We start from the raw sequence: 24,365 nt of genomic DNA, 5'->3' as shown, positions 1-24,365 counted from the left end.
GGCTGCCAAATTACCCTACGAAGGAGAGTCAAAATGAGCAAGGCAACACAGAATTCACGTCAGGCGCAGATAGAAGCTTTGAAAAAAGATTGGGCTGAAAATCCACGTTGGCAGGGCGTTCGCCGTCCATATACCGCCGAAGAAGTTGTGGCATTGCGCGGTTCAGTGGTTCCTGAAAACACTATCGCCAAGCGCGGCGCAGCTAAGTTGTGGGAACTGGTTAACGGCGGCGCGAAGAAGGGCTATGTTAACTCTCTCGGCGCTTTGACCGGCGGTCAGGCCGTGCAGCAGGCCAAGGCCGGTATCGAGGCCATCTACCTTTCAGGCTGGCAGGTGGCGGCCGATGCCAACCTGGCGGGCACCATGTACCCGGATCAGTCACTCTATCCGGCCAACTCTGTGCCTGCTGTGGTGGGACGGATCAATAACTCTTTCCGCCGCGCCGATCAGATCCAGTGGAACCAGGGCAAAAACCCGGAAGATGAGGGCTATGTCGATTACTTCCTGCCGATTGTGGCCGATGCGGAAGCCGGATTCGGTGGCGTGCTGAACGCCTATGAGTTGATGAAGTCCATGATAGACGCCGGCGCCGCCGGGGTGCACTTCGAAGATCAGCTGGCCTCAGTGAAAAAATGTGGTCACATGGGCGGTAAGGTTTTGGTGCCGACTCAGGAAGCGGTACAGAAGCTGGTGGCGGCCCGTCTGGCAGCCGACGTATCTGGAGTGGATACTCTGGTGATTGCCCGTACCGATGCCAACGCCGCTGATCTGCTGACCTCGGATTGCGATCCCTATGATCGCGACTTTATCACCGGAGAGCGTACCCAGGAAGGTTTCTACCGGGTGAAGGCTGGTTTGGATCAAGCCATTTCCCGCGGGCTTGCCTACGCACCTTATGCCGACCTTATCTGGTGTGAAACCGCCAAGCCGGATCTGGAGGAGGCGCGCCGCTTTGCCGAAGCCATCCATGCCCAGTATCCGGATCAACTGTTGGCCTATAACTGTTCTCCTTCGTTCAACTGGAAGAAGAACCTAGATGACGCCACCATTGCCAAGTTCCAGCAGGAGCTTGCCAACATGGGCTACAAGTACCAGTTCATCACTTTGGCCGGTATTCACAACATGTGGTACAACATGTTCGATCTCGCCTACGACTATGCCCGTGGCGAAGGCATGAAGCACTATGTTGAGAAGGTTCAGGAAGCCGAATTCGCTGCCGCGCAGAAGGGATACACCTTTGTGGCGCATCAGCAGGAAGTGGGTACAGGTTACTTTGATCAGGTGACCAATGTTATCCAGGGCGGCCAGTCCTCTGTTACGGCTCTGAGCGGTTCGACCGAAGAAGAGCAGTTTTAATCCCCTGTGTTGGCGTCCTCGGGCGCCACTTCCCCGGAAATGAACCTACGCCATTTTCGGGGGTAATTTGTGACTTCCCAGTCATTTGAGCCTTGTTGCTTGTGTTTTGGCGACTCATTGAGTCGCCTTTTTTTGTTGTAATTGTGTTATTTCTTTGAGGTTTGTGCTTTATTCATAACAAGAGTTCCATTCTCAAGCCCACCGCTGGGCCAATACCTGAAAGAGTTGAGTCGTATTTGAAATCAGCCAACAAGGGGGTGGATTACTGGACCCGCAGGATCAGTGATCAGGAAATGCCCGCACTTTGCTCAACAATAAGGACATTGGAAAAACTCGCCAAGGACGATGTGTCCTCCATGGCGATTCTGGGGCGCAGCATAATGCACGACAATGCGCTCACTTCCCGTATTTTGCGGGTGGCCAACAGCGCCATCTATAACAAGGGGATAAGCCCTGTTACTACGGTCAGCCGCGCTGCCGTGGTACTGGGGTTCGACACCATCCGCAATATCTGCATTACCGCCAAACTCCTCTCTAGTTTGCTGGAAAGCAAAAATCTGGCGCCCTCGGTTTATCAAAGGTTGCTTAAGCTGATGGCTCAGGCGTTTCAGGCCGCCATGTTGGCCAAGATGATGCTCGATGGCTACGATGAGGAGTTGCAGGAGGAGGCGTTTATTGCCGCGCTGCTCTATCACTTGGGTGAGAGTGCCTTTTGGAGCACGGGAGCCGAACTGGCCGAGGAGCTGGATTCGGCCCTCAGCGCCGAGAGTGATACCGTAAATAGACTCAATCTGGTGCGCGAGGCGCTCGGCGCTTCATTTAATCAGCTCAGCCAGGGGCTGGCCCGCAGTTGGGGCCTGGGTGAACTCTTGTGCAAGTCGCTCAGCAATCCCGATGAACGCACGCCGGAAATTCGCAGTATTTTTCTGGCCAATAAACTCAGCGAAGCGCTGGCCGGCTCCGCACTCAAACCCGAGGAGCTGGAGCGGCGCCTTAAACAAGCCGCCGATATGCTCAAGCTGGATACAGATGAGTTTCGTGGCCGGGTCCTTCGCTGCTCCAACGCTACAGTCAAGTTAGCCGAAGCCTATGGCGCCAAGGTGCTTATCGAGTATCTGCCGGACACAGATCAGCTGCTGCCCCAGGAGAGGGTGGCTGAGGTTGTAGTACGCGAGGCAAATCTTGCGTTCCAGCTGAAAAAACTCAGAGAGCTGACCGGCTTTGCCGTCGAGAAGACTGATTTCAATAAGGTAGTGACCACGGCATTGGAGGGAATACTCGAGGGTATTGGTCTCGACCGCTGCGCCGTGCTCTTGCTGTCACCGAGCAGGCGCATGTTGCAACCGAGAATCGCGCTTGGGGACGGCGCCGAGGAGATGAAAAACGACTTTATTCTCGAGCTGGAAGGCCGCGGCACTTTGCTGAGGGATTGTATTGAAAATCAGAAACTGGCCTGGCAGGGCGAGGGGGCCGACAAAGCCGTATTGGGTGAACAGCTGGCGAGAAAAGTCCCCGCCAGTGGTTTTATGCTGGCACCGCTGAAAGTGGACAATAAGGTAATTGGCGTCTATTACGCCGACAAGGCCAGTTCGGGACGGGGTATTCATCCTGAAGATTTTGACAGCTTTGGCCACTTCGTGCAGTTGGCCAACATCTGTTTCTCAGTTGCCTTCAGGCACTGATTTCTGCTTTTTGCGATACAGCTTTATCTGATCGGTAATTCTGGGCGCCAGGGCGTTGGGAATGGGGAAACTCAGGCTGTATTGCAGTATTTGCCAGCCTTTTTCGGTTTTGACAAGCGTGCCTGTGCCCCGTCCAAGCCCATAGGACTGGCTGTCCAGCAGTTCATCGAACACTATCACCTCGCCGTGCTGTACCAGGCGGCGCGAGGAACTTTGGTAAGTCCAGCCCTGGGTGGCACGGGCATACTGCTCAAATTCAACCATATTCCAGTATTCACTGGCATCTGTACCGATAAACCCCGCATCCGGGCTGAAGAGGCTAAAGTAGCTGGCCCAGTCGGCATTGGCAGCACTTTGGTGCAGCTTATCCAATACCGAAGCGGCCTGAGCTTGGTCATCATCGAGCTGGCCGGTTTGCTCCTGGCCGTTTTGATTGCCGACTTGCGGGCTACTTGCCAAGGCTGAATGGCCGTAAATCGATAGCAGCAGCGCTGTAGTCAGCAACAGAGGCTTAAGGTGCAACATAATGTTTCCTCTTATAAATTTTTATTGTCGGCCCCAGCTTAACCCAATTGGGCACAAGATGTGAGCCAAAAGGGTTTTCTGTTTGCAGGTATGCAGTTGAAAGCTGGCCTAGTGCCAACTCAGGGGATCGAGACGATAAAAGCGGCTCAGCTCCTGGTAGAGTGCCGGATAATCGGCTCTCATCTGCTGCGGCTGTTCGAAGAACACCTCGCTTATTACGGCAAAGAACTCGGCCGGATTGGTGGCGCCGTAGTAACTGAATAGGCTTGGCTCACCACTGGCGGCCTGAGCCTGCAGTTTGGCAAACTCTCGGCCAAGCACCTGCGACCACACAGGGTAGGCGTTGAACTCGCCGAGTCTGGGAGCGCCATTGGCATCACCTGCTTCCTGATCCAGTTGATGGGCGAATTCATGGATCACAACATTCCGGCCGTCTGCCGGATCGGCGGCGTCATCCAGGGTATTTTGCCAGGAAAGGACGACCTTCCCCTGACCCCAGGATTCTCCCGCCAATAACCTTTGGCTGTGCCATTCCAGGCCATTGGCATCCCGCTGCTGCTGGCGAACGATAAAGGCCGATGGGTACACCAGAATTTGTCTCAGGTTAGGGTAATAGTCGGTTTGGCGATTGAGTAACAAGAGACAGGCCTGCGCGGCTATGGTCAGGCGGATTTCATCATCTATCTCCAATCCGTCGCAACCGACAAACTGCTTTTCCGCCAGAAACACCTGGATGTGTTTCTTGAGCTGCAGTTGCAGGTCACTGGGCAGGGAACGGAAATAGGGCATACGTTTTTTCAGGATAGTGCGCCATTCCTTGGGGAAAGGCTTGGCGCGTATCTTGTCTCTGCGTCTGCGATCCCGCCAGGACTGGCTGAGGATCCAACCTATGGCGCTGGCGCCGGCGGCAAGGGTGATCAGAATGGCCAGCATGATCCGGCTCCATGGCTAAAGCGTCTAATCAGATCTGTGGGGGCTCAGTGGGAATAACTCAAGCTCGGCGCATGAAAAATAAGCAAAAAAAAGCTGACAGCAAAGAGGTTGAAACCTGTTATCGGCTGTCAGCAAAGGGTGGGAGTGTCAAACAGTCCACGCAGTTCAAGGGAAAGGAATCAGTCCGGCATAAACTTCTGCTCCAACTCGCGGCGCGCTTGCGGCGTCAGGCTGTGATGATGCTTGATAAGCAAACGTATCAGGCGTGACTTGGCAATATCACAGTCGCTGGCCATTTCGGCCAGGTGGCTGATAGCCGTTTCACTCAGGGTGAAAGTTGCCTTGCGAAAAGGTTCGTGGCGGCGTTTGGGTATCAGCTTTTGCTGAGTGGCTTCCTGCTTGGCGGAAGCTGTATTGGAATACCGCTGCTCGACCGGCATAGTTGCCGCCGATTGCTGCGTTTGCCCCATGGCGTAATAGATGGCACCGTCGATAAACTCATCCAGGGATTGCATGGCCAACATACGCTTACGGGCATCGACCTCAGATGGCGTAACGTTTTTCTTCAGATCGGCCAGTCCCATACTGAGTCCTCATGTTGTTGAGTTGGTTGGTCATCAGGCGGCTGCGGATCTCAGTGGCATTCTGTGCCTGCAGCATTTCGCAGGCGATGGCACGGATCTCGGCGGCGGCCTTGCCCTTGGGCTCGAATTCAATTACCGAGCGGCCGGACTCTTCGCTGTCATCATAGATGTTGCGGCTGTAGGTAATGGCATCCAGCACATTGATATCATAGGTTTTGCAGACTTCCTTGGCCTCGAGAATACGGCTGGCCTGGTTGGGCAGGTTAGGGCATTGGGTGATGACAAAAGAGGCGCGCATCTTGGGGTTTATCATCATGCAGGTAGCGACTATGTCGTCCATATGGCTGACGGTTTTAAGATCGCGGCGCTTGGGCCTGAGGGGCATGAGTACATGGGAGGCCACTGACATGGTGGCACGCAGCGCCAGGTTGTCCTGGCCGCCGCAATCGACTATCACATAGTCGTAGTGTTGCTCCAGACTCAGCAGATCGTTGCGGATTTTGCCATAGAGTTGAACGCAGTTGATCCCGGCTAGCTTGTTGTCGTTGTTGCGGGCCTGGATCCAATCAGAGGTGGTTCGCTGAGGGTCGCAATCCACCATGATCACCGATGCGCCACATTCCACCGTGAGAAAAACGGCAATGTTTTGTGCTAGGCAGCTCTTGCCGCTGCCCCCCTTTTCACCGCCAACGAGTATGATCATTGTCTTGCCCTCTGAAAGCCTGTTATTAAGTTATTTGCTCTTTCCCTGATGGCTTACAACTTTCCTTGGTTCGGGAGTGTTCCCAACCTGATGTTTTCCGTGTCGCTGCTTTTCTGCACTCCGAAAAGTTGTCGCTGGCGGAGATGGACAGTGAACGGTAAAGCAAATGTAAAAGTTAATTATTTGTTGGTCAACTTGATGATTTTTATTGGTTTTTACTGTTTTTATTGCGTCATGTTTTTGGCGTTGTTCCTTGGGTTGCCGTAATAATGGCAGTGTTGCCGGTGAGGGGAAGTGGCCTGGGAAATTATCAATAAAATTATGCTGTTAAAAAAATGTTTCCGCGTCATTTATTTGTTAAATCGGCTCGATGTTTGGCGTGGAATCGCCGGAGTTGCTTTTATGACGCAGTCGATGCCGCTTATCGGAATTAAAAATAATTTTTTAGATTTAAAAGTATAAATAAATGTGATCTTACTCGATTTGACAATTAATCAAATTCTTAAGATTTTACCGCCTGGGCCGTGCTGTAGACCTTGCCAAATTATATTGTGCGTTTGAATTGGTTTTCGTTCTAGCCTGGTTCTTGTATTGATTAGCTTTTTCGTTGTTTTTGAACCTATGATTGCATGTCTTTGCCGCTGGTATCGCCGATTCTCGACAAGGTATACTCCCCTCTTTATCTGCCAACGGAGAGAGCATGCAGCCGGAACAGCAGTTGTTGGAAGCCATCAATCAGACCATGCCTTTTGGCAAGTACGCCGGACGCAAGTTATTGGAGTTGCCCGAGCCTTATCTGGTGTGGTTTCATTCCAAAGGGTTCCCAGAGGGTAAGCTTGGGCAGCAGTTGGCGCTTATCTATGAGGTAAAGCTCAATGGTCTTGAGTCCATGCTGCGACCCTTACTGCGCCCTTGAAGCTGTCAAAAGTGTGAGCCCTATTAGCGATTTATGATGTAGCTCATGCTTTAATTAAATTTCCAACGACAACAGGAAACAATAGACAATGGCAAAACTGGCAAAGATCTTGGCAACCGCGGCTTTGGCAATGGGTATCTCTTCAGCCTGGGCACAAGGTGTGGTGCACGAAGGCACAGTAGTCGACACCATGAACAGCGGTGGTTATACCTATGTACAGATTAAGGAAGCCGATAAGACATTCTGGGCGGCAGGGCCTCAGGTAGCGGTGGCCAAGGGTGACAAGGTGCAGGTAACCGAGCAGATGTGGATGAATAACTTCACTAGCAAGACCCTCAACCGTACCTTTGACAAGCTGATGTTTGTTGGTGAAATCGATAAGAAGTGATTTCATCCGCTCTCTATTAAAGTCGCGACTCTGTTCGCGGCTTTTTTATTTGTGCTCCAGGGCTTTGCCTGAGCGTAATTGTCGGGCAAAATGCCCGCAATTCAACTGGCTTGGTACACATAATCATGTTGCGGGTAGAGGTTTATTCTCACTCTCGTCACAGGCACTTGGGGGAACAGATAGCCAATCTGTACCACAGTGCCGTTTCTGCCATAGATGATACTCGCTATAGTGCGGCTCAGCGTCTGGTTTGGTCGACAGCGCCTCGCTCGGGGCGTTACTGGCAATTGAGGCTTAAACGAGCTCAGGCCTGGGTGATGCTTAAGGGCGATGAGCAAAACCCTCAATGTGTGGGGTTTGTGTTGCTGGAGACCACCTTCCGTGAGCGAGGTTATATCGCCTGCCTTTATGTGGCGCCCGATAGCCAGCGTCAGGGAGTTGCTTCAGCTTTGCTTGAAGCCGCCAAGAAGTGGGCACTCACTCAAGGCTATCATCACCTGACAACCGATGCTTCCTCTTTGTCCAAGCCAGTGTTTGAACGCGCCGGGTTCCGATTGCATCATAAAAGCTACCAGGAAAAATCTGGCCAGATGTTCGGCAGCTACTTTATGAAGCTGATATTGGCGCCTTTGGTGCATAAGAGCTAAGCCGCCGATGAATTCACCAATGCCCACTCAAGCCGAGCACGGTTTTATTGTTCGCCAAGGTCGCCCCGAGGACTGCGCGGCAATCGCCGAGCTGTTTCATCTGGTGGTAAACGCCAGCACTGAGCATTACAGCCAGGCGCAATGCCAGGCTTGGTCGCCTGCAAAGCGCAGCGAAGATGAGTGGCGGCAACGTTTGCTGGGGACGGCGCTTTGGGTTGCCGAAGATGGTCGCAATTTGCTCGGATTTATTAACCTAAAGCCTTTGAATGCGCCGGGTGAAGCCGAGATAGATTGCCTCTTTACTCACCCCAATGCCCAGCGCCGGGGGATCGCCGCCAAGCTCTACCGGCAGCTATTGAGATACGCCGTTGATTCCGGGGTGCAGTGTTTGAGGGTTGAAGCTTCTTTCTATGCTAAAGCGTTTTTCAGCAAGCAAGGCTTTACAACCTTGAAGCGTAATCAGCATCAACGCCACGGAGAAGTGCTGATCAATTTCAGTATGCAGCTGCAGTTATAACCTAAGCTGTCCTGGAAAATCACCCAAATGAAGTGCCAAGGGCGGCCTTGGGCAAATGCCAAGAAATGCTGCTTGTTATGGTAAATTAAACACCAGGGCGACGATACGCTTGTTGCCGGCCTTGATGGCAAACTCCTCACGTTCGTTGATGTGAATGCCATCGCCACTTTGCAGAGTGTCACCTGCCAGTTGCAGCTCTCCTTCCACCACTTGAGCATAGAGGTTGCGTCCCTTTGCCAACTTGAAGTTCGTCTGCTTGGCAGCGGTCAACTCCAGGCGGTAGATTGCCACGGATACAGTGGCGGCCAGCAATGCCAGACCAAACTCGTAACCGTTGTTGGACATAAACAAGCCGTTGTCCAGGTGTACTGTGACTATCGCCATCAGCATGGTGAAGGCCAACACCGCGGCAGTAGGGCGTTTGGTGTTGACTCAGGGGCGGGAGAACCTGGCGGTCACTGCCCGGCTTGAGGATGCCGTGAGGCAATTGGAAACCGGCTGGGAGGCGCAACTGATATTGGCGCTGGATACCGTCTTGCCACAGGCGCCGCTGCTTTCATTAATCAAAGAATTCACCGAGCTGGGTAAACAGCTCACCGTCAGCGTGACCCATGAGATCCTTGGCGGCTGGGATGCGCTTTATTCCAACCGCACAGAAGATGGGAATAGGAGGGGCTTTCTGCCGCTGCATTTGATCCGGGGCGCCTTGGCCAAAGGAGAGTTGGTGCAGCGCAAAGTGGCCTTGCCCAGGCCTTCACTGCCCATCTATATGGCCTGGCGATAAGGGGAGATGGGAAAGGCGCTAGGCTGGTTTGCCGAGCGCCTGCAAGGCTGTGACTTTGGTTTATGAAGCGGTTGGTTTGTCAGCTCAAAGGGGGAGGGATAACCGCTTTGAATGCTACCGGCTTATTCGCCGGCAGCTTCGGCCCTGTGGCTGGTATAGTGCACATGGGGCAATAGCAATTCATCCAGTTTGGGGGCCTTTTTCAGGAAGTTGATGAAGGCGCCCGGTAATGTCAGCGACGGCATCGACTCCTGCCAGCGGGCTTGCAACAGGGGTTCATAGCCCTCTTTCCCGGCTGTGGTGTAACAGGTGGACACCCCGATATAGTGCTGCTCCGGCGCCAGTGCTTGCCACAGGCCATTTGCCCGCAACAGCTCCAGCCGGAATAGTCTTTCTCCCTGCTGTCTGCGGCCATCATAGAAATATCTCAGCCCATAGGTATAGGGGAAACTGCCGGCGCCAGTGCCACGTACGCCGTTGTTGGTGGCGGCGTTGATGGCCGACTCCAGTGCCTGGTAGAGGTGTTCCCCGGCAATTTCATATTTAACCAGCGGCAATTCGAACGGTAACAGGCGCCCGAGCACATCGGCTTTGGTCAGTTGTCCTTGGGGCACGGATTGACGCACGCCACCGGCGTTATGCAGCGCAAAGTCCACCCTTTGGTCTTTAGCTCTGGACTCCAGAAACATGCTGCGGCTGACCCAGGGGGCAATTTCACTGCCATGGGGCAGGGTGCGGCTTGGCAGACGGGTGTGCACCAGGGCCTTGGGTACCAGTGCCAGCACCTGATTTGCCATGTTGCTGATCGCCGGGCGGAATTCGTTGGCAATCACTTGCTCCATGGCTTCATCGGTATTATCCCAGTGAATCCCTGGATGTTGCTCCAACATGACCTTGGCGGCTTGGTAGTCGGCTTCGGTGGCAGCTAGTGGGCCGCTCAGCAGAAACTGACGGTCCAGCATAAAGATGTTACTGCCTTCGAGCCGGGTCACCCGGCCGGCGTCATCGAACTGAATGTCGGCGAGCCCCAGGGTTTCGGCATGTTTACCTGCATGGAGGATAGGCACGCCGTTGACGCTTTCACCATAGGGCAGGCATGGCAGGCCAAAACCGCGGAAATCACCCATCAGGGTATGGGTGTGGCCGCCAACTATCAGGCTGATCCCGGGGATGGTTTCGGCCAGTAATCTGTCTTGATCCAACCCTAAGTGACTGAGCACTATGATATGCACTATGCCTTTGGCCCTGAGGGCTTCAACAGTCTTCCTGGTAGTGGCAAAGGCATCGGCAAATTCGGTATCGGGATCCGGCCTGGCGATGGCTTTCATTTGATCCAGAGTAATACCGACTATGGCCAGCTGCTTGTCATAGAAAGGTTTTATCAGGCAGCGGCCGATGCCAGAGGTGGTATCCAGATCATGGAGGTTGGCCAGCCCTCGAAGACGCCCGGGCTTATCTTCAGCTTCGCCGCTGAGATCCATATTGGCCGCCAGCACAGGGAAGCCGACCTCTTTGATAAAACCGGCCAGCAGGGCGTTGCCATCGTCAATGTCATGGTTGCCTATGACCATAGCATCGGGTGCCAACATCTTCAGCAGTTTGGCGTTGGCCCGGCCTTTGAACTGGTTGTAATACAAGGTGCCCTGGAAACAATCGCCGCCGTGGAGCAGGATAAAAGGCAGGTCTTGTGCTTGGGCAGCGTCTCTTGCGGCCTTGACCTGAGCCGAGATCCGCGCGTAGCCACCACTGTGACTGTGAAGATCAAACTCGCGTCCCTGAGAGTCAATCTTGAACTGAACCCGGCTGGGATCCAAGTGTGAGTGGGTGTCGTTGAGATGGGCAAGCTTTAAAACATAATCTGTGTGCATATCATCCTCATTCTGCGAGCGGGGATTGTACACCTCCAGAGGCGGATGAAAAAGGGGAGCCTGAGCTCCCCTTTGAATGATGTTGGTGCAGATAGCGTGTTTAGGGTTATTAACCTTCAGCTATGTCTAATCGCACGTCAAAAACCCTGTGATTCATTGGCTGGCTCTCTGTCATCCGAGAGGCGGATCCCCTTATCTTTCATGCGGCGTTTCCAAAGACGTCTTGCCAACTGCTGCATGTCGGTGGCCGGGTCATTGATATCGACAATCTCTAGTCCCAGCAAGGATTCGATTATGTCTTCCAGCGTTACCAGACCTTGACCACTGCCGTACTCGTCCACCACCATGGCTATCTGTGCGTTGCGTTTGATCATCAGTTCAAACAGTGGCAGGATGCGGGCGGTTTCCGGCACTATCACCAAACTACGTCTGAGGTTACCCAGAGGCGCATCGGGATTATCCCGTTCATTCAGCAGCACATCGGTACGATTGACATAGCCTATGATATCGTCGTGGTCCTTATCGAAGATAGGTACCCGGGTGAAAGGCTTGTTGATGTGCTGGCTGACAAATTCGTGTTGAGTCAGGGCGGCCGGTAGAGTGAACATCACGGTTCTTGGAGTCATGATGGCGGTAACCGGCATCTCCTTGACGCTCAGCATCTGGGTCAGAATTTTACTTTCCTGTTCATCCAGTTCACCGGACTCATGACCTATCTTGGCCATGGCGCTCATCTCTTGGCGGATATATTGGCCAGAGTCACCTTTGCCCAGTAAACGGGTAACCTTATTGGACATCCAGATAAGCGGCAGAGTGAGTCGTTCCATCCACACCAGCGCCACAGACACACTGGGGGCCATGGCTCGCCAGTAGTTGGCACCTATAGTTTTGGGGATGATTTCGGAAAAGAATAGAATGAGGAAGGTCAGTACCCCGGAGAATACCCCTAACATCTCATCGCCAAACACTTTGGCTGCCTGGGCACCGGCCACTGCCGCACCCACAGTATGAGCTATGGTGTTGAGTGTCAAAATGGCAACCAGGGGAGATTCGACATTGTCTTTTTGTTTTTGAAGACGTTCGGCAGCATCCGGATTGGACTGCCTCAATGAGGCTATATAGCTGGGAGTCACCGAAAGCAGTACGGCTTCAAATACACTACAGAGAAAAGAGACGCCGATGGCGATTAATACAATAACGATAAGCGTTAGCATAAGGGGGGAATTATCACTCCGATGCAAAGGCCAATATTAGCCCGGTGCTATTCTATCATAGAGCTTGTGAGTTGAAGCTTAATTTTCTGCTTTGCAGATCGACTCATGGGTATAAGAGCAACCGCTGAACTACTGGCTATAGTGGCGGGCTATCTGTATAATTCGCCGCCCTGCTGCAGGTTTTGGTGTTGAGGAAAGTCAAATGAGTGAAAAAAAGATCAATCTTTTGGATCTTGATCGTAAGGCAATGCGTGAGCTTTTCGTTGAATTGGGCGATAAGCCATTCCGTGCCGAACAGCTGATGAAGTGGTTGTATCACTTCGGGATCAGTGACTTTGACCAGATGACCAATATCAACAAACACCTGCGCGCCAAGTTAAAAGAGCGCTGTGAAGTGGTAGCGCCGGAGATCTCCAGCTATCAGAAGTCGGCCGATGGCACCATCAAGTTTGCCATTAATGTCGGCGAAGGTCAGGAAGTGGAAACCGTCTATATTCCGGAAGATGATAGGGCCACTCTGTGTATCTCTTCTCAGGTAGGATGTGCGCTGGAGTGCACTTTCTGCTCCACGGCTCAGCAGGGCTTTAACCGTAACCTGACAGTGTCTGAAATTGTCGGCCAAATCTGGCGGGTATCCCATTTTCTCGGCTTCCAGAAGGAAACCGGTGAGCGTCCGGTCACCAACGTAGTGATGATGGGCATGGGTGAGCCCTTGCTGAATCTGGCCAATGTGATCCCGGCGATGGATATCATGCTGGATGACTTTGGTTTTGCCCTGTCCAAACGGCGGGTAACAGTTTCTACATCAGGCGTAGTACCGGCGCTGGATAAACTGGGCGACGCCCTCGATGTAGCGCTGGCGGTCAGTATCCATGCTCCCAATGATGAGTTGCGTAACGAGCTGGTGCCTATTAACAAGAAGTATCCGCTCAATGAATTCTTGGCTGCTATTCGTCGTTATATCGCCAAGTCCAACGCTAACCGCGGCCGGGTCACGCTGGAGTATGTGATGCTCGATCATATCAACGACAGCACAGAGCAAGCCCATGAGCTTGCCAAGTTGATGAAGGATACCCCCTGCAAGGTTAACCTTATCCCATTCAATCCCTATCCGGGTTCTCCTTACGGGCGTTCTTCCAATTCCCGTATCGACAGGTTTGCCAAAGTGCTGATGGAATACGGCCTGACAGTGATAGTGCGTAAGACTCGCGGCGATGATATCGATGCCGCCTGTGGCCAGTTGGCCGGGGATATACGTGACAGAACCAAGCGTCTGGCGAAAAAACGCATGCAAGCCAATCAAATTTCGGTCACAATGGATTAACTCTTTGTTTGTCCAGATTTATAGGTTTGCCAATGAAGCACGGATTGCCAGGTTTAACGCTCGCGTTATTGCTCGGGGCCATGTTGCCCGGATGTGTGACCGAGCGAACTTATGCCGGCACGGACATTCCGGTCTCGGAACGCCAGTTTGACAAAATTGCCGCTGCCAAGGAACGGACACAGTTAGGCCTGACCTATCTGCAAAAGGGCAACTCCCAACAAGCCAAATATAATCTCGACAAGGCCATGGAATACGCCCCTCATCTTGAGGATGTGCATATTGCCATGGCTTATTACTATCAAACCGTGGGTGAAGTGGTGAAGGCCGAACAGGCCTATGAAGCCGCCATTGAAACCCGCAATGCCAGTGGCGACTCGATGAACAACTTTGGGGTGTTTCTCTGTCAACAGAAGAAATACTCTAAGGCAGAGAAGATGTTCCTAATGGCAATCGACAACCCCAGATATACCCGCACTGCCTCCAGTTATGAAAACCTGGGTATTTGCAGCCGGGATGCCGGGGAAATGGAAAAAGCGCGACTCTATTTTGAGATGGCGCTAAAGTATGAACCCAGAAGACAGGTTTCATTACTGGAACTGACAGAATTGGAGCTTGACGCCCACAACTATGCCGCAGCCAGAATACAATTGGAACGCCTCCATAGGGTGGTCCCCGAAACAGCGGAGAGTTTGGCGTTGGGCATTCACATTGAGCAAGGGTTAAATGATGACGCGGCCGCCAAGCGTTATGGAATACTGCTGTTGGCCAAATTCCCAGCGTCTCCCCAAGCCAAACAATACCGGGCAAGTATGCACTGATGACAGAGTTGAATAATCAAATCAACAAGGATGAAGATGAGAACCAAAAGGTTCCCGGGCAAGAGGATACGCTCGGGTCATTACTGAAAAGCGCACGCGAACAAAAAGGTATCACCATAGAAGATGCGGCCACCAGGCTGCACTTACGCCCCTGTATCGTGGCCGATATCGAAGCCGACTGCTTTAGCAATATAGATTCCTCTACCTATGTTCGCGGTTATGTGAAGAATTACGCTCGCATATTGGGCGTGGATAAAGACGTTATCAACGCTTGTTTGGCGCGGCAGGTCCCCAAGGTGACTGAGCCAACCATGCAAAGCTTTTCGCGCAAGACTAGCCGTCAGGCCAGCGACAGCCGTTTGATGCTGGTGACTTACCTCATCGGTTTTCTGCTGCTGGCTCTGCTGGTGGTGTGGTGGCTGCAAAAGCCTTCTGTGGTGTCCGATGTCGACTTCTCCAAACCGACGGCAGAAGAGATGCAGCAAGCCAAGGAGTTTGAATCGCACCAGGCGCAAATGGCTGAGCAGAATACACCGCAACAGCCAGTTGAAGTGCTGTCCGACAGTGAGCCGGGCGCCTCTGCGGTATCAAACCCAGCCTTGGAAACCGAGAGTGATACTGAAAGCGCTGAGGTAGAGGCAGACAGTGCCGAGGACAACACCAGCGGTGCCATCGCCAATGTCGAGACGACCGAAGTGCAACCGGCAACAGAATCTGCCTTGGCTGCGGTTGGCATAGAGCTTGATGGCGACTGCTGGATCAAACTCACAGATGCCAACGGCAAGACTCTGATAGATGGCCTGAGATCGCCAGGGCAAACCATCAGCGTGCAGGGTAAGGCGCCTTTTAAACTGGTCTTGGGCGCGCCGCAGACAGTTAGCCTGACATTTAACGGCCAGGCCGTAAGCCTTGCCGATTTCCCCAGCGGCCGGGTAGCCAGACTGACCCTGCCACAGGCATAATAGCACCAAGCAGGATAATTGAAGTGGCGCACCCAGGGCGCCGAGTCAACAGAGCAGAATACGATGTACAGTGAAAATCCGATAAAACGCCGTCCTTCCACCCGCATCTATGTCGGCAATGTGCCCATAGGTGATGGCGCTCCCATCGCAGTGCAGTCGATGACCAATACCCGCACTACAGATATAGAAGCCACAGTGGCGCAAATTCGGGCGCTGGAAACCGTAGGCGCCGATATCGTGAGGGTGTCTGTGCCTACCATGGATGCCGCCGAAGCGTTCAAGCTTATCAAACAGCAGGTCAAGGTGCCGCTGGTGGCCGATATTCATTTCGACTACCGCATAGCCCTTAAAGTGGCGGAATACGGCGCCGACTGTCTGCGTATTAATCCAGGCAATATAGGCAATGAAGAGCGTATCCGCGCCGTGGTTGAGTCTGCCCGTGACAAGAATATCCCCATCCGTATCGGGGTAAACGGCGGCAGTCTCGAAAAGGACTTGATGGACAAATACCAAGAGCCCACCCCGGAAGCCTTGCTGGAATCGGCAATGCGTCATGTGGATATTCTCGACAGGCTCAACTTCGACCAGTTCAAGGTCTCGGTGAAGGCATCGGACGTGTTCTTGGCGGTAGAGTCCTACCGTTTGCTGGCGAAACAGATTAAACAGCCATTGCACCTTGGGATCACCGAAGCCGGTGGTGCCCGTGCCGGTGCCGTTAAATCGGCCGTGGGTCTGGGTATGCTGCTGGCCGAAGGCATAGGCGATACCTTGAGAATATCGCTGGCTGCCGATCCAGTAGAGGAGATCAAAGTCGGTTTCGATATCCTCAAGTCACTGCGCATTCGCTCCCGCGGAATTAACTTTATCGCCTGCCCATCCTGCTCAAGGCAGGAGTTTGATGTGATAGGCACGGTTAACGCCCTGGAGCAGCGCCTGGAAGATGTTACCACTGCCATGGATGTCTCCATCATAGGCTGTGTGGTCAATGGCCCGGGGGAAGCCCTGGTGTCCCATATTGGCCTTACCGGCGGTAACCGCAAGAGCGGTTATTATGACGAAGGTGAGCGTCAGAAAGAGCGTTTCGACAACGACAATCTGGTCGATGCCCTCGAAGCCAAAATTCGCGCCAAGGCGCAAATGATGGAAAACCGTATTTCAGTCAAAGAAGCCGAATAATTCCTGATGACGTGAATGTGAACTGGCCAGCGCTGGCCAGTTTTACGTTTGCCGGTGAAGCGCCTATAATGGCTGGCATTTTTGAATTTATAGCCCCAGAGCAAAACGAGTCGAGATAGTGGCAAAACAGATCCAAGCGATTCGCGGAATGAATGACATTCTGCCAACTCAAAGCCCCGTATGGCAAAAAGTGGAGGCGGTACTGCGCGCCTCGGTTGCCTCTTTCGGTTACAGTGAAATCCGCACACCTATCGTTGAGAACACAGACCTGTTCAAGCGTTCGATAGGGGAAGTGACAGATATTGTCGAGAAGGAGATGTACACCTTCGCCGATCGCAACGGTGACAGCCTCACCCTGCGCCCGGAAGGCACCGCCTCGACAGTCCGCGCCGGTAACGAACATGGCCTCTTGTACAACCAGGAACAGCGTCTGTGGTATATGGGCCCTATGTTCCGCCACGAGCGGCCACAGAAAGGGCGCTATCGTCAGTTCCATCAGTTCGGGGTTGAAGTTTATGGCATTAAGAGCGCCGATATCGACGCCGAAGTGTTGATGTTGTCTGCCTCTTTGTGGCAGAAGCTTGGATTGACCGAACATGTTTCGCTCGAGCTGAACACTCTGGGTGACAGCGACGAGCGCGCCGCCTATCGTGAAGCGCTGGTGGCCTTCCTCGAGCAACATAAAGACAAGCTGGATGAAGACAGCCAGCGGCGCATGTACAGCAACCCACTGCGGGTACTGGACTCTAAAGATCAGCAGGTTCAGGCCTTGCTGGCCGATGCTCCGGCGCTGATGGACTACCTGGGTGAAGACTCCAAGGCACATTTTGCCCGCTTGTGTGAACTCCTGGAGGCCGTTGGTATCCAATACAAGGTTAACCCACGCCTGGTACGCGGATTGGATTACTACAACCGCACCGTATTTGAGTGGGTCACCGATAGTTTAGGCGCTCAGGGCACTGTGCTGGCCGGTGGTCGTTACGACGGTCTGGTGAGCCAGCTTGGCGGTAAAGAAACGCCGGCAGTGGGCTTTGCCATGGGACTGGAGCGGATTGTTCTGCTGCTGGAAACCCTAGAGCTGAACGCCGATGTTGCTGCCGAAGTGGATGTCTACGTGACCGCCATGGGCGATGACTGCGTAATTGAGGCGATGAAAATTGCCCAAGAACTGCGTGAGAAGCTGCCCAAGCTTAAGGTGATGAGTCACTGCGGTGGTGGCAACTTCAAGAAACAGATGAAAAGAGCCGATAAGAGCGGCGCGGGTTTTGCGCTGATTATCGGTGAGACCGAACTGGCCAACAATAAGGTGGCGGTGAAACCGCTGCGGGGTGATGGCGCTCAGCAGGATGTTGAACGCCAGGCCCTGGCCGACTATTTGGCAGAACTGATTAAATAATTTAGAGGGGAAGTGCGGGTGGAAATCTACAGCACAGAAGAACAACAAGTTGAGGCGATCAAGCAGTTCTGGAAAGACTATGGTGTTTCGATAGTCGCTGGTGCCGTAATTGGCCTGGGTGGCCTTTATGGCTGGAACTACTATTCCGATGTCAAAGTGGAACGTGCCGAAGCCGCCTCTCAGGCTTTTAACCAGGCCTTGATGCAAGGCGGTGATGAAGCGACAGTGATGGCTGCCGCGGCCGAATTTGACAAGCAGCATGCCCAGGCCGGTTACTCGGCACTGATGCAACTGATTGTTGCCAAGAGCGCGGTTGAGGCCGGCGATTTGGCAAAAGCTGAAGCTGCCCTCAAAACCGTGATTGCCGCTAAGCCGGGTGATGCCCTGACAGCGGTTGCCACCTTGCGTCTGGCACGTATTCAAGCCGAGCAGGGCCAGGTTGCTACCGCTTTGACCACGCTGGATCAAGTCAAAAATAGTGCCTTTGCTACTCAAAGAGATGAGTTCAAAGGCGATCTGTTGCTGCGTCAGGGCGAAACCGACAAGGCGAGACTCGCTTATCAGGAAGCCGTTAAAAATGGTGGCGTGACGACCAGTCCGGCGCTGCAGATGAAACTCGATAACCTGAATCAGGCATAAGGAAGGCCAATGAAGTCGTGGTGTAAAACCCTTTTGGCTTGTGGCATGGCCATAGGCGCACTGACAGGTTGTGCTTCCAGCGATGTGGAAGAAGAACCCGTGAGTCCACTGCTGGAACTCAACGCCAGCGTATTCCCAGAGGTCAGCTGGAGCGCTTCGGTTGGCAGTGGTGTTGGCGATTATTACTCCCGCCTGCGGCCCGCAGTGCGTTACGGCAAAGTCTTTGTCGCCGACCGCTATGGTGAAGTAACCGCCTTTGACGAAACCAGTGGTGAGAAGGTCTGGAGCACCGACTTCAGTGAAGCGTTCCGTGATGGTGCCCTGAAAAAGAACAAGGGCGCCCGTCTGGCATCAGGTGTGACCGCAGCCCGTAACAAGGTGTTTGTCGGCGGTGAGAGTGGCCTATTGGCAGCGCTTGATGCCGAAACCGGTGAAGTGCTGTGGCACGCGGTAGCCGATGGCGAGCTGTTGTCCTTGCCCGCAGTGGCCGAAGACATGGTGGTGGTCAACAGCAGCTCAGGCTCGCTGGACGCCTTTAATGTCGACACAGGTGAAAAGCTTTGGAGCTATGAAGCTTCCTTACCAAACTTGACTCTGCGAGGCACCAGTTCACCGGCATATGCTCAGGGCGGTTTCTTTGTCGGTACGGCCGATGGCAAGGTCGCCGTTGTTATCAAAAACAACGGTCAACCCGCTTGGGAGCAACCGATCTACACCCCTAAAGGTGGCAATGAGTTCAGCCGTATGGCCGATGTCGATATGACGCCGCTGTTGCTGGGTGATAACCTGTACGCGGTGAGCTACAACGGTAACCTGGTGAGCATGGAAATGCGCAGTGGCCGTATTGTTTGGTCACGCAAGTACTCCAGTTTCCACGAGCTAGACAGTGCGGGCTTGAGCCTGTTTCTGGTGGACGATCATAGCCGTGTATACTCAGTGGACAGACGTAACGGTCTGGAGCTGTGGAGTAACTCGGAACTGGTCAACCGGGATCTGACCGCACCGGCTGTGTTCCGGGACTATGTGGTTGTGGGTGACTTTGAAGGTTATCTGCACTTTATCGATCGCAGCAACGGCCAAATTGTGGGTCGGGTGCAGATCGACAGCTCGGGCCTGTTCAGTCAACCTCTGGTGGTTGACGATAAAATCTATCTGCAGACCCGGGATGGCAAAATTGCCACAGTAACTCTGCCCTGAACCCAGGCTTTGATACTGCCAAGCCCCTGGGAGTGTGTTCCGGGGGCTTTTTATTGAGAAGTTTTAAAGAGGCAAAAAGATGATTCCTGTAGTGGCCCTGGTAGGGCGACCCAATGTCGGTAAGTCGACCCTGTTCAATCGTCTGACCCGCACCCGTGATGCACTGGTGGCGGATTACCCAGGCTTGACGCGGGATCGTAAATACGGTCGTGCCTATCTGTCAGGTTACGAATTCATCCTGGTGGATACCGGCGGTATTGACGGCACCGAAGAAGGCATAGAAACCAAGATGGCCGAGCAATCGCTGGCGGCTATCGAAGAAGCGGATGTAGTGCTGTTTCTGACAGATGCCCGCGCCGGTTTGACCGCGGCCGATCAGGCCATAGCCCAACATCTTCGTAGTCGGCAAAAGACCACCTTCGTGGTGGCCAACAAGATTGACGGTATCGATGCCGATTCCGCCTGCGCCGAATTCTGGGCCCTGGGCTTGGGTGAGGTGTATCAGATGGCGGCGGCTCATGGCCGTGGTGTTACCAATATGATTGAGTATGCGCTGGCTCCTTTTGCCGAGGCGATGGGGATTAACCCGGATGCGCCCGAGGAAGAGAAGGTTGACGAGCGTCAATACACAGAAGAGGAAGCCGAAGCCGAACAGGCCAGACTGCAGGACCTGCCTATCAAGCTGGCGATTATCGGCAAGCCCAACGTGGGCAAGTCGACCCTGACCAACCGCATCCTCGGTGAGGAGCGGGTAGTGGTTTATGATGAGCCGGGCACCACCCGCGACTCCATCTATATTCCAATGCAGCGTGAAGGCCGTGAGTACGTCATCATAGATACCGCCGGGGTGCGTCGCCGCGCCAAGGTGCATGAAGTCGTTGAAAAGTTCTCGGTGATTAAAACCCTGAAAGCGGTTGAAGACGCCAACGTGGTGCTCTTGGTTATCGATGCCCGAGAAGGTATCGCCGAGCAGGATCTTGGTTTGCTGGGTTTTGCCCTCAACGCCGGTCGGGCGCTGGTGATTGCGGTCAACAAGTGGGACGGCATAGACAACGACGTCAAGGAAAGGGTCAAGAGTGAGCTGGACCGTCGTCTGGGCTTTATCGACTTTGCCCGCATTCACTTTATCTCGGCGCTGCATGGCACAGGCGTGGGTCATCTGTATGAATCCATCGAAGAAGCTTACGACAGCGCTACTCGCAGGGTGTCCACTTCGCTGCTGACCAAGATCATGCAGATGGCGCAGGACGACCATCAGCCGCCTCTGGTCAATGGTCGCCGGGTCAAGCTCAAGTATGCTCACGCCGGTGGTTACAACCCGCCTATCGTGGTAGTACACGGCAACCAGGTATCCAAGCTGCCGGATTCCTACAAGCGCTATATGATGAACTACTACCGCCGCTCGCTGAAGGTTGTGGGTACGCCCATCCAGCTGCGCTTCCAAGAAGGGGCCAACCCCTTTGAAGGCAAGGGGGAGAAACTGACCCTGAGCCAGGAAAGACGCCGCAAGCGGATGATGGCGCACATCAAGAACAAGAAAGCCTGATAGGGTTTTCGCAAAACAAAGCCGGGTTTGACCCGGCTTTGTTGTTTCTGATGGCCAACATCACACCTGAATTGGGGGGTATGTTTAATCAATGGCCAGTGAACTGGAATAATATCTACGAACGACTCACAGTTGGGTCCTTTCCTAGCGAGGAGCATGTATCTGATTGATGCTATTCCTCTATGATAGCTTCAATTCTTGAGAGCAGCGCGCCCTGTTTCAACTGGGTGCGCATCTGCTCGCCGACTAGGGCGTCCTGGCTGTTTTCGAGGACTTTCCCGGCTTCGTTCTTGCTGATGCTGTAACCTCTGGACAGAGTCGATAGTGGGCTGACACTTTCCAGCGAATGGGCGCTGGCCCCCAGGCGTGCCTTGGCCTCTTTCAGTTTATCGGCTATGGCATCCTGCAACTGTTGACCGAGATAATTCAATCTGCTGCCTTCCAGGCTCAGCTTGTGGGCCGGGCTCTGGGATTCGAGGCGGCTCTTGAGCTGTAGCTGTCTGTGTTCCAGCCGGTGCAGGCGATTGTTGATGGCGGCCGTCATTCTCAGTTGCTGCTCATCAAACTGTTGTACCAGCTGCTCCAGCCGCCGCTTGGGATCCTGGCGTTGCAATTTGTGATCCAGCAGTGACAGCGGTTGGCGTTTGGCTAAGTGCCAGTGTTGCCAGCCCTGGCGCAGCCTGGCCATGGTAGTGGTCAGCTTTTGCCGCTTGTTGTCGACATCCTGGGATACTAGCTCGGCGGCGGCCGATGGGGTCGGGGCACGCAGATCGGCGACATAGTCACTGATACAGGTATCCACTTCATGGCCCACCGCTGAAATTACCGGCAGGGCGCTGTTGTAGATGGCGTGGGCCAAATTTTCATCGTTGAAACACCACATATCTTCCAGGCTGCCGCCACCGCGGGTCAGCAGTAACAGATCCACTTCCAGCCTCTGGTTGGCCAGCGTGAGCGCCTCAATAAGCTGGTTGGCGGCAGTGTCGCCCTGAACCTGTGAGGGGTAGATCACCACTTCGATGGAAGGATCGCGGCGTTTCAGTACATGCAGTACATCGCGTATGGCGGCGCCAGTGGGGGAGGTGATCACCCCGATGCGCTGGATATTGGCCGGTAGTGGTCGTTTGGTATCGGCGGCAAACAGGCCTTCTGCCGCGAGCTTCAGCTTCAGCGCTTCATACTGCTGTGCCAGCAAGCCATCACCGGCCGGAAGCATGGTTTCGATAAGCAGTTGATAATCGCCCCTTGGCTCATACACACTCAGGGCGGCCCGCACCAGCACTTGCTGGCCGTTGACCGGGCGGAAGGTCACGTTCTGGTTGCGGCCACGGAACATGGCGCAGCGAATTTGCGAATGATTGTCCTTGAGTGTCAGATACCAGTGGCCCGAACTTGGACTGGCAAAGTTGGAAATTTCACCATTGAGCCAAATTCTGCCGAGGTTTCCCTCCAACAAGGCGCGAACTTCGGCATTGAGGCGGGAGACGGTATATACCTGTTTTTTGGGCTCTGGCATGGAATTTGCGTTCAAATTGGAATTTTTCTCTATTTTCCCATTTACCACCCCGGGGTTGCAAGGTATAATGCCGCCGCAATATTTCACCTTCAATCTAACCCCCGGGGAGATGTTGCAATGCTACGATTAATTAAAGAAGCGCTTACCTTTGACGATGTGCTGCTGGTTCCGGCCCACTCGACCGTTCTCCCTAATACCGCTAATCTCAAGACCCGTTTGACCGACAAGATCGAACTGAATATTCCCTTGGTATCCGCCGCAATGGATACAGTGACCGAAGCTCGTCTGGCGATTGCCATGGCGCAGGAAGGTGGTTTGGGCTTTATTCATAAGAATATGAGTATTGAGCAACAGGCTGAAGAAGTTCGTAAAGTGAAGATCTATGAAGCAGGTGTAGTCCAACAGCCTGTGACTGTGAAGCCTTCTACGACTCTGGCCGAACTCAAGGTATTAACCGAAAAGAACGGATTTGCCGGCTATCCGGTAGTAAATGAAGCCAATGAGTTGGTGGGTATTATCACTGGCCGTGACGTGCGCTTCGTGACCGATACCAACCGCCTGGTTTCTGAAATCATGACCCCGAAAGAGCGTCTGGTGACTGTACCTGAAGGCACCAAGCTGGATGAAGTACAAAAGCTGATGCATTCCAACCGCATTGAAAAAGTACTGGTTGTGAATAGTGAATTCCAGCTCAAGGGGCTGATCACAGTTAAAGATTTCGAAAAAGCCGAACGTAAGCCCAATGCCTGTAAAGATGAGCTGGGTCGTTTGCGTGTTGGTGCCGCTGTTGGTGCCGGTCCAGGTAACGAAGAACGTGTTGATGCGCTGGTCAAAGCCGGTGTCGATGTACTCTTGATTGACTCTTCTCACGGCCATTCTGAAGGCGTTTTGCAACGTATTCGCGATACCCGTGCCAAATACCCGGATCTGCAGATCGTTGGTGGTAACGTGGCAACAGCCGAAGGCGCCCTGGCGCTGGTTGAGGCCGGTGTGAATGCGGTTAAAGTCGGTATTGGCCCAGGCTCTATCTGTACTACCCGTATCGTTACCGGTGTGGGTGTACCACAAATCACTGCGGTTTCTGATGCTGCCGCTGCTGTTAAACACCTGGGCATCCCTGTGATTGCCGATGGTGGTGTTCGCTTCTCCGGCGATCTGGCCAAGGCGCTGGCGGCCGGTGCATCATGCATCATGGCCGGTTCCATGTTTGCCGGTACCGATGAATCTCCAGGCGAAACTGAACTTTACAAGGGCCGTGCTTATAAGTCATACCGTGGTATGGGGTCTCTGGGCGCCATGTCAAAAGGCTCTTCTGATCGCTACTTCCAGAGCGACAACGCTGCCGACAAACTGGTACCTGAAGGTATCGAAGGCCGCGTTCCCTATAAAGGCAAAATCAAAGAGATTATCCATCAGTACATGGGCGGTCTGCGCTCCTGTATGGGGCTGACAGGTTGCGCCACCATTCAGGAATTGGGTGAAAAGGCCCAGTTCGTCAAGGTGACTTCTGCCGGTATGGGCGAATCTCACGTTCACGATGTGACTATCTCCAAAGAAGCGCCGAACTACCGTTCAGGCGTTTAACAAATTCGGGGCGGCATGAGTGTCGCCCTTGGTTTATAAGCAGATAAAAACTGTGCCTGTTACGGCAGGCACTGCAATCAAACTAAAGAG

At 53.6% G+C, this 24,365-nt stretch carries 24 protein-coding genes and 1 pseudogene; 16 read left to right on the top strand and 9 right to left on the bottom strand.

What is annotated here, in order from left to right; genetic code table 11:
• The first annotated feature begins 33 nt into the window (after positions 1 to 33).
• Together aceA and K5621_RS13455 are read left to right on the top strand one after the other, a co-directional pair.
• Positions 34 to 1,356, top strand: a complete 1,323-nt coding sequence (gene aceA / locus K5621_RS13460; protein ID WP_221049478.1) for an isocitrate lyase — start codon at positions 34 to 36, stop codon at positions 1,354 to 1,356.
• A gap of 293 nt (positions 1,357 to 1,649) precedes the next feature.
• Positions 1,650 to 3,038 (top strand): HDOD domain-containing protein, encoded by a 1,389-nt coding sequence (locus tag K5621_RS13455; RefSeq protein WP_221051198.1) that lies wholly within the window; start codon positions 1,650 to 1,652, stop codon positions 3,036 to 3,038.
• On the opposite strand, the gene K5621_RS13450 is transcribed toward K5621_RS13455, so the two are convergent.
• The 4 genes from K5621_RS13450 to K5621_RS13435 all read right to left on the bottom strand — a co-directional run bounded on the left by K5621_RS13450 (position 3,018) and on the right by K5621_RS13435 (position 5,783).
• Positions 3,018 to 3,563 carry a nuclear transport factor 2 family protein gene (locus tag K5621_RS13450; protein ID WP_221049477.1) on the bottom strand — a complete coding sequence of 182 codons (546 nt, stop codon included), beginning with the start codon at positions 3,561 to 3,563 and terminating at the stop codon, positions 3,018 to 3,020. The genes K5621_RS13455 and K5621_RS13450 overlap by 21 nt on opposite strands.
• A gap of 108 nt (positions 3,564 to 3,671) precedes the next feature.
• Entirely contained in the window at positions 3,672 to 4,496 is an 825-nt protein-coding gene (locus K5621_RS13445; RefSeq protein WP_025009748.1) for a M90 family metallopeptidase, read from the bottom strand.
• A 179-nt stretch (positions 4,497 to 4,675) separates the two neighbouring features.
• Positions 4,676 to 5,080, bottom strand: a complete 405-nt coding sequence (locus tag K5621_RS13440) for a CopG family transcriptional regulator (protein ID WP_100145324.1) — start codon at positions 5,078 to 5,080, stop codon at positions 4,676 to 4,678.
• Positions 5,040 to 5,783: an AAA family ATPase gene (locus K5621_RS13435; RefSeq protein ID WP_221049476.1), complete on the bottom strand. Its 744-nt coding sequence runs from the start codon at positions 5,781 to 5,783 to the stop codon at positions 5,040 to 5,042. Before K5621_RS13435 ends, K5621_RS13440 begins: the two co-directional genes overlap by 41 nt.
• A 700-nt stretch (positions 5,784 to 6,483) precedes the next feature.
• On the opposite strand from K5621_RS13435, the gene K5621_RS13430 reads away from it, so the two are divergent.
• The 4 genes from K5621_RS13430 to K5621_RS13415 all read left to right on the top strand — a co-directional run bounded on the left by K5621_RS13430 (position 6,484) and on the right by K5621_RS13415 (position 8,251).
• Positions 6,484 to 6,699 carry a DUF3820 family protein gene (locus tag K5621_RS13430; protein ID WP_028779188.1) on the top strand — a complete coding sequence of 72 codons (216 nt, stop codon included), beginning with the start codon at positions 6,484 to 6,486 and terminating at the stop codon, positions 6,697 to 6,699.
• 88 nt (positions 6,700 to 6,787) lie between these two features.
• On the top strand, positions 6,788 to 7,087 hold the full coding sequence (locus K5621_RS13425) for an NrfJ (protein ID WP_100145328.1): 300 nt from the start codon (positions 6,788 to 6,790) through the stop codon (positions 7,085 to 7,087).
• Positions 7,088 to 7,212: 125 nt separating this feature from the next.
• On the top strand, positions 7,213 to 7,734 hold the full coding sequence (locus K5621_RS13420; protein ID WP_221049475.1) for a GNAT family N-acetyltransferase: 522 nt from the start codon (positions 7,213 to 7,215) through the stop codon (positions 7,732 to 7,734).
• A gap of 7 nt (positions 7,735 to 7,741) precedes the next feature.
• On the top strand, positions 7,742 to 8,251 hold the full coding sequence (locus tag K5621_RS13415; protein WP_100145332.1) for a GNAT family N-acetyltransferase: 510 nt from the start codon (positions 7,742 to 7,744) through the stop codon (positions 8,249 to 8,251).
• A gap of 75 nt (positions 8,252 to 8,326) precedes the next feature.
• Here K5621_RS13415 and K5621_RS13410 read toward each other — a convergent pair whose 3' ends face one another.
• Complete coding sequence (locus tag K5621_RS13410) at positions 8,327 to 8,542, bottom strand: pirin family protein (protein ID WP_245003186.1); 216 nt, start codon at positions 8,540 to 8,542, stop codon at positions 8,327 to 8,329.
• A pseudogene (locus K5621_RS20030) lies at positions 8,534 to 8,671 on the bottom strand (oxidoreductase); the annotation flags it as partial. The gene K5621_RS13410 and the pseudogene K5621_RS20030, both read right to left, overlap by 9 nt.
• Between K5621_RS20030 and K5621_RS13405 the strand changes: the two are divergent.
• Entirely contained in the window at positions 8,622 to 9,035 is a 414-nt protein-coding gene (locus K5621_RS13405; RefSeq protein WP_221049473.1) for a type 2 periplasmic-binding domain-containing protein, read from the top strand. The pseudogene K5621_RS20030 and the gene K5621_RS13405 sit on opposite strands and share 50 nt — an antisense overlap.
• Positions 9,036 to 9,157: 122 nt before the next feature.
• Here K5621_RS13405 and K5621_RS13400 read toward each other — a convergent pair whose 3' ends face one another.
• Both K5621_RS13400 and K5621_RS13395 read right to left on the bottom strand, forming a co-directional pair.
• Positions 9,158 to 10,903, bottom strand: a complete 1,746-nt coding sequence (locus K5621_RS13400) for a bifunctional metallophosphatase/5'-nucleotidase (RefSeq protein WP_221049472.1) — start codon at positions 10,901 to 10,903, stop codon at positions 9,158 to 9,160.
• A 137-nt stretch (positions 10,904 to 11,040) separates the two neighbouring features.
• Entirely contained in the window at positions 11,041 to 12,117 is a 1,077-nt protein-coding gene (locus tag K5621_RS13395; protein ID WP_100145336.1) for a CNNM domain-containing protein, read from the bottom strand.
• A gap of 202 nt (positions 12,118 to 12,319) precedes the next feature.
• Here K5621_RS13395 and rlmN point away from each other — a divergent pair, with 202 nt between their 5' ends.
• From rlmN to der, 8 genes are all read left to right on the top strand, one after another.
• Positions 12,320 to 13,441 (top strand): dual-specificity RNA methyltransferase RlmN, encoded by a 1,122-nt coding sequence (rlmN, locus tag K5621_RS13390; protein ID WP_039035076.1) that lies wholly within the window; start codon positions 12,320 to 12,322, stop codon positions 13,439 to 13,441.
• Positions 13,442 to 13,473: 32 nt separating this feature from the next.
• Complete coding sequence (gene pilW, locus K5621_RS13385; protein WP_100145338.1) at positions 13,474 to 14,259, top strand: type IV pilus biogenesis/stability protein PilW; 786 nt, start codon at positions 13,474 to 13,476, stop codon at positions 14,257 to 14,259.
• Positions 14,259 to 15,221 carry a RodZ domain-containing protein gene (locus tag K5621_RS13380; RefSeq protein WP_221049471.1) on the top strand — a complete coding sequence of 321 codons (963 nt, stop codon included), beginning with the start codon at positions 14,259 to 14,261 and terminating at the stop codon, positions 15,219 to 15,221. Before pilW ends, K5621_RS13380 begins: the two co-directional genes overlap by 1 nt.
• A 63-nt stretch (positions 15,222 to 15,284) precedes the next feature.
• The gene (gene ispG / locus K5621_RS13375) at positions 15,285 to 16,397 is read left to right on the top strand and encodes a flavodoxin-dependent (E)-4-hydroxy-3-methylbut-2-enyl-diphosphate synthase (protein ID WP_100145342.1); all 1,113 of its coding nucleotides are present in this window, start codon (positions 15,285 to 15,287) and stop codon (positions 16,395 to 16,397) included.
• Between the two features lie 118 nt (positions 16,398 to 16,515).
• Positions 16,516 to 17,793, top strand: a complete 1,278-nt coding sequence (gene hisS / locus K5621_RS13370) for a histidine--tRNA ligase (RefSeq protein WP_221049470.1) — start codon at positions 16,516 to 16,518, stop codon at positions 17,791 to 17,793.
• An 18-nt stretch (positions 17,794 to 17,811) separates the two neighbouring features.
• Positions 17,812 to 18,432: a YfgM family protein gene (locus K5621_RS13365; protein WP_100145346.1), complete on the top strand. Its 621-nt coding sequence runs from the start codon at positions 17,812 to 17,814 to the stop codon at positions 18,430 to 18,432.
• 9 nt (positions 18,433 to 18,441) lie between these two features.
• Positions 18,442 to 19,629, top strand: a complete 1,188-nt coding sequence (bamB, locus tag K5621_RS13360; protein ID WP_100145347.1) for an outer membrane protein assembly factor BamB — start codon at positions 18,442 to 18,444, stop codon at positions 19,627 to 19,629.
• A gap of 79 nt (positions 19,630 to 19,708) precedes the next feature.
• Positions 19,709 to 21,175, top strand: a complete 1,467-nt coding sequence (gene der, locus K5621_RS13355; protein WP_025887505.1) for a ribosome biogenesis GTPase Der — start codon at positions 19,709 to 19,711, stop codon at positions 21,173 to 21,175.
• 172 nt (positions 21,176 to 21,347) lie between these two features.
• Here der and xseA read toward each other — a convergent pair whose 3' ends face one another.
• Complete coding sequence (xseA, locus tag K5621_RS13350) at positions 21,348 to 22,691, bottom strand: exodeoxyribonuclease VII large subunit (protein ID WP_221049469.1); 1,344 nt, start codon at positions 22,689 to 22,691, stop codon at positions 21,348 to 21,350.
• A 117-nt stretch (positions 22,692 to 22,808) separates the two neighbouring features.
• Between xseA and guaB the strand changes: the two genes are divergently transcribed.
• A complete protein-coding gene (gene guaB, locus K5621_RS13345) occupies positions 22,809 to 24,275 on the top strand; it encodes an IMP dehydrogenase (protein ID WP_100145351.1) in 1,467 nt (488 codons plus the stop codon).
• Positions 24,276 to 24,365: the final 90 nt, after the last annotated feature.

Source organism: Shewanella carassii (genome assembly GCF_019670705.1).
Taxonomy (GTDB): Bacteria; Pseudomonadota; Gammaproteobacteria; order Enterobacterales; family Shewanellaceae; genus Shewanella; species Shewanella carassii.
Note: the sequence above shows the minus strand (reverse complement) of the source record. Positions and strands in the feature narration are given on the sequence as shown.

Bases quoted from the DNA above. Each gene is read 5' to 3' on its own strand.
- aceA (WP_221049478.1), top strand. From the start codon at position 34: ATGAGCAAGGCAACACAGAATTCACGTCAGGCGCAGATAGAAGCTTTG.
- K5621_RS13455 (WP_221051198.1), top strand. From the start codon at position 1,650: ATGCCCGCACTTTGCTCAACAATAAGGACATTGGAAAAACTCGCCAAG.
- K5621_RS13450 (WP_221049477.1), bottom strand. From the start codon at position 3,563: ATGTTGCACCTTAAGCCTCTGTTGCTGACTACAGCGCTGCTGCTATCG.
- K5621_RS13445 (WP_025009748.1), bottom strand. From the start codon at position 4,496: ATGCTGGCCATTCTGATCACCCTTGCCGCCGGCGCCAGCGCCATAGGT.
- K5621_RS13440 (WP_100145324.1), bottom strand. From the start codon at position 5,080: ATGGGACTGGCCGATCTGAAGAAAAACGTTACGCCATCTGAGGTCGAT.
- K5621_RS13435 (WP_221049476.1), bottom strand. From the start codon at position 5,783: ATGATCATACTCGTTGGCGGTGAAAAGGGGGGCAGCGGCAAGAGCTGC.
- K5621_RS13430 (WP_028779188.1), top strand. From the start codon at position 6,484: ATGCAGCCGGAACAGCAGTTGTTGGAAGCCATCAATCAGACCATGCCT.
- K5621_RS13425 (WP_100145328.1), top strand. From the start codon at position 6,788: ATGGCAAAACTGGCAAAGATCTTGGCAACCGCGGCTTTGGCAATGGGT.
- K5621_RS13420 (WP_221049475.1), top strand. From the start codon at position 7,213: ATGTTGCGGGTAGAGGTTTATTCTCACTCTCGTCACAGGCACTTGGGG.
- K5621_RS13415 (WP_100145332.1), top strand. From the start codon at position 7,742: ATGAATTCACCAATGCCCACTCAAGCCGAGCACGGTTTTATTGTTCGC.
- K5621_RS13400 (WP_221049472.1), bottom strand. From the start codon at position 10,903: ATGCACACAGATTATGTTTTAAAGCTTGCCCATCTCAACGACACCCAC.
- K5621_RS13395 (WP_100145336.1), bottom strand. From the start codon at position 12,117: ATGCTAACGCTTATCGTTATTGTATTAATCGCCATCGGCGTCTCTTTT.
- rlmN (WP_039035076.1), top strand. From the start codon at position 12,320: ATGAGTGAAAAAAAGATCAATCTTTTGGATCTTGATCGTAAGGCAATG.
- pilW (WP_100145338.1), top strand. From the start codon at position 13,474: ATGAAGCACGGATTGCCAGGTTTAACGCTCGCGTTATTGCTCGGGGCC.
- K5621_RS13380 (WP_221049471.1), top strand. From the start codon at position 14,259: ATGACAGAGTTGAATAATCAAATCAACAAGGATGAAGATGAGAACCAA.
- ispG (WP_100145342.1), top strand. From the start codon at position 15,285: ATGTACAGTGAAAATCCGATAAAACGCCGTCCTTCCACCCGCATCTAT.
- bamB (WP_100145347.1), top strand. From the start codon at position 18,442: ATGAAGTCGTGGTGTAAAACCCTTTTGGCTTGTGGCATGGCCATAGGC.
- der (WP_025887505.1), top strand. From the start codon at position 19,709: ATGATTCCTGTAGTGGCCCTGGTAGGGCGACCCAATGTCGGTAAGTCG.
- xseA (WP_221049469.1), bottom strand. From the start codon at position 22,691: ATGCCAGAGCCCAAAAAACAGGTATATACCGTCTCCCGCCTCAATGCC.
- guaB (WP_100145351.1), top strand. From the start codon at position 22,809: ATGCTACGATTAATTAAAGAAGCGCTTACCTTTGACGATGTGCTGCTG.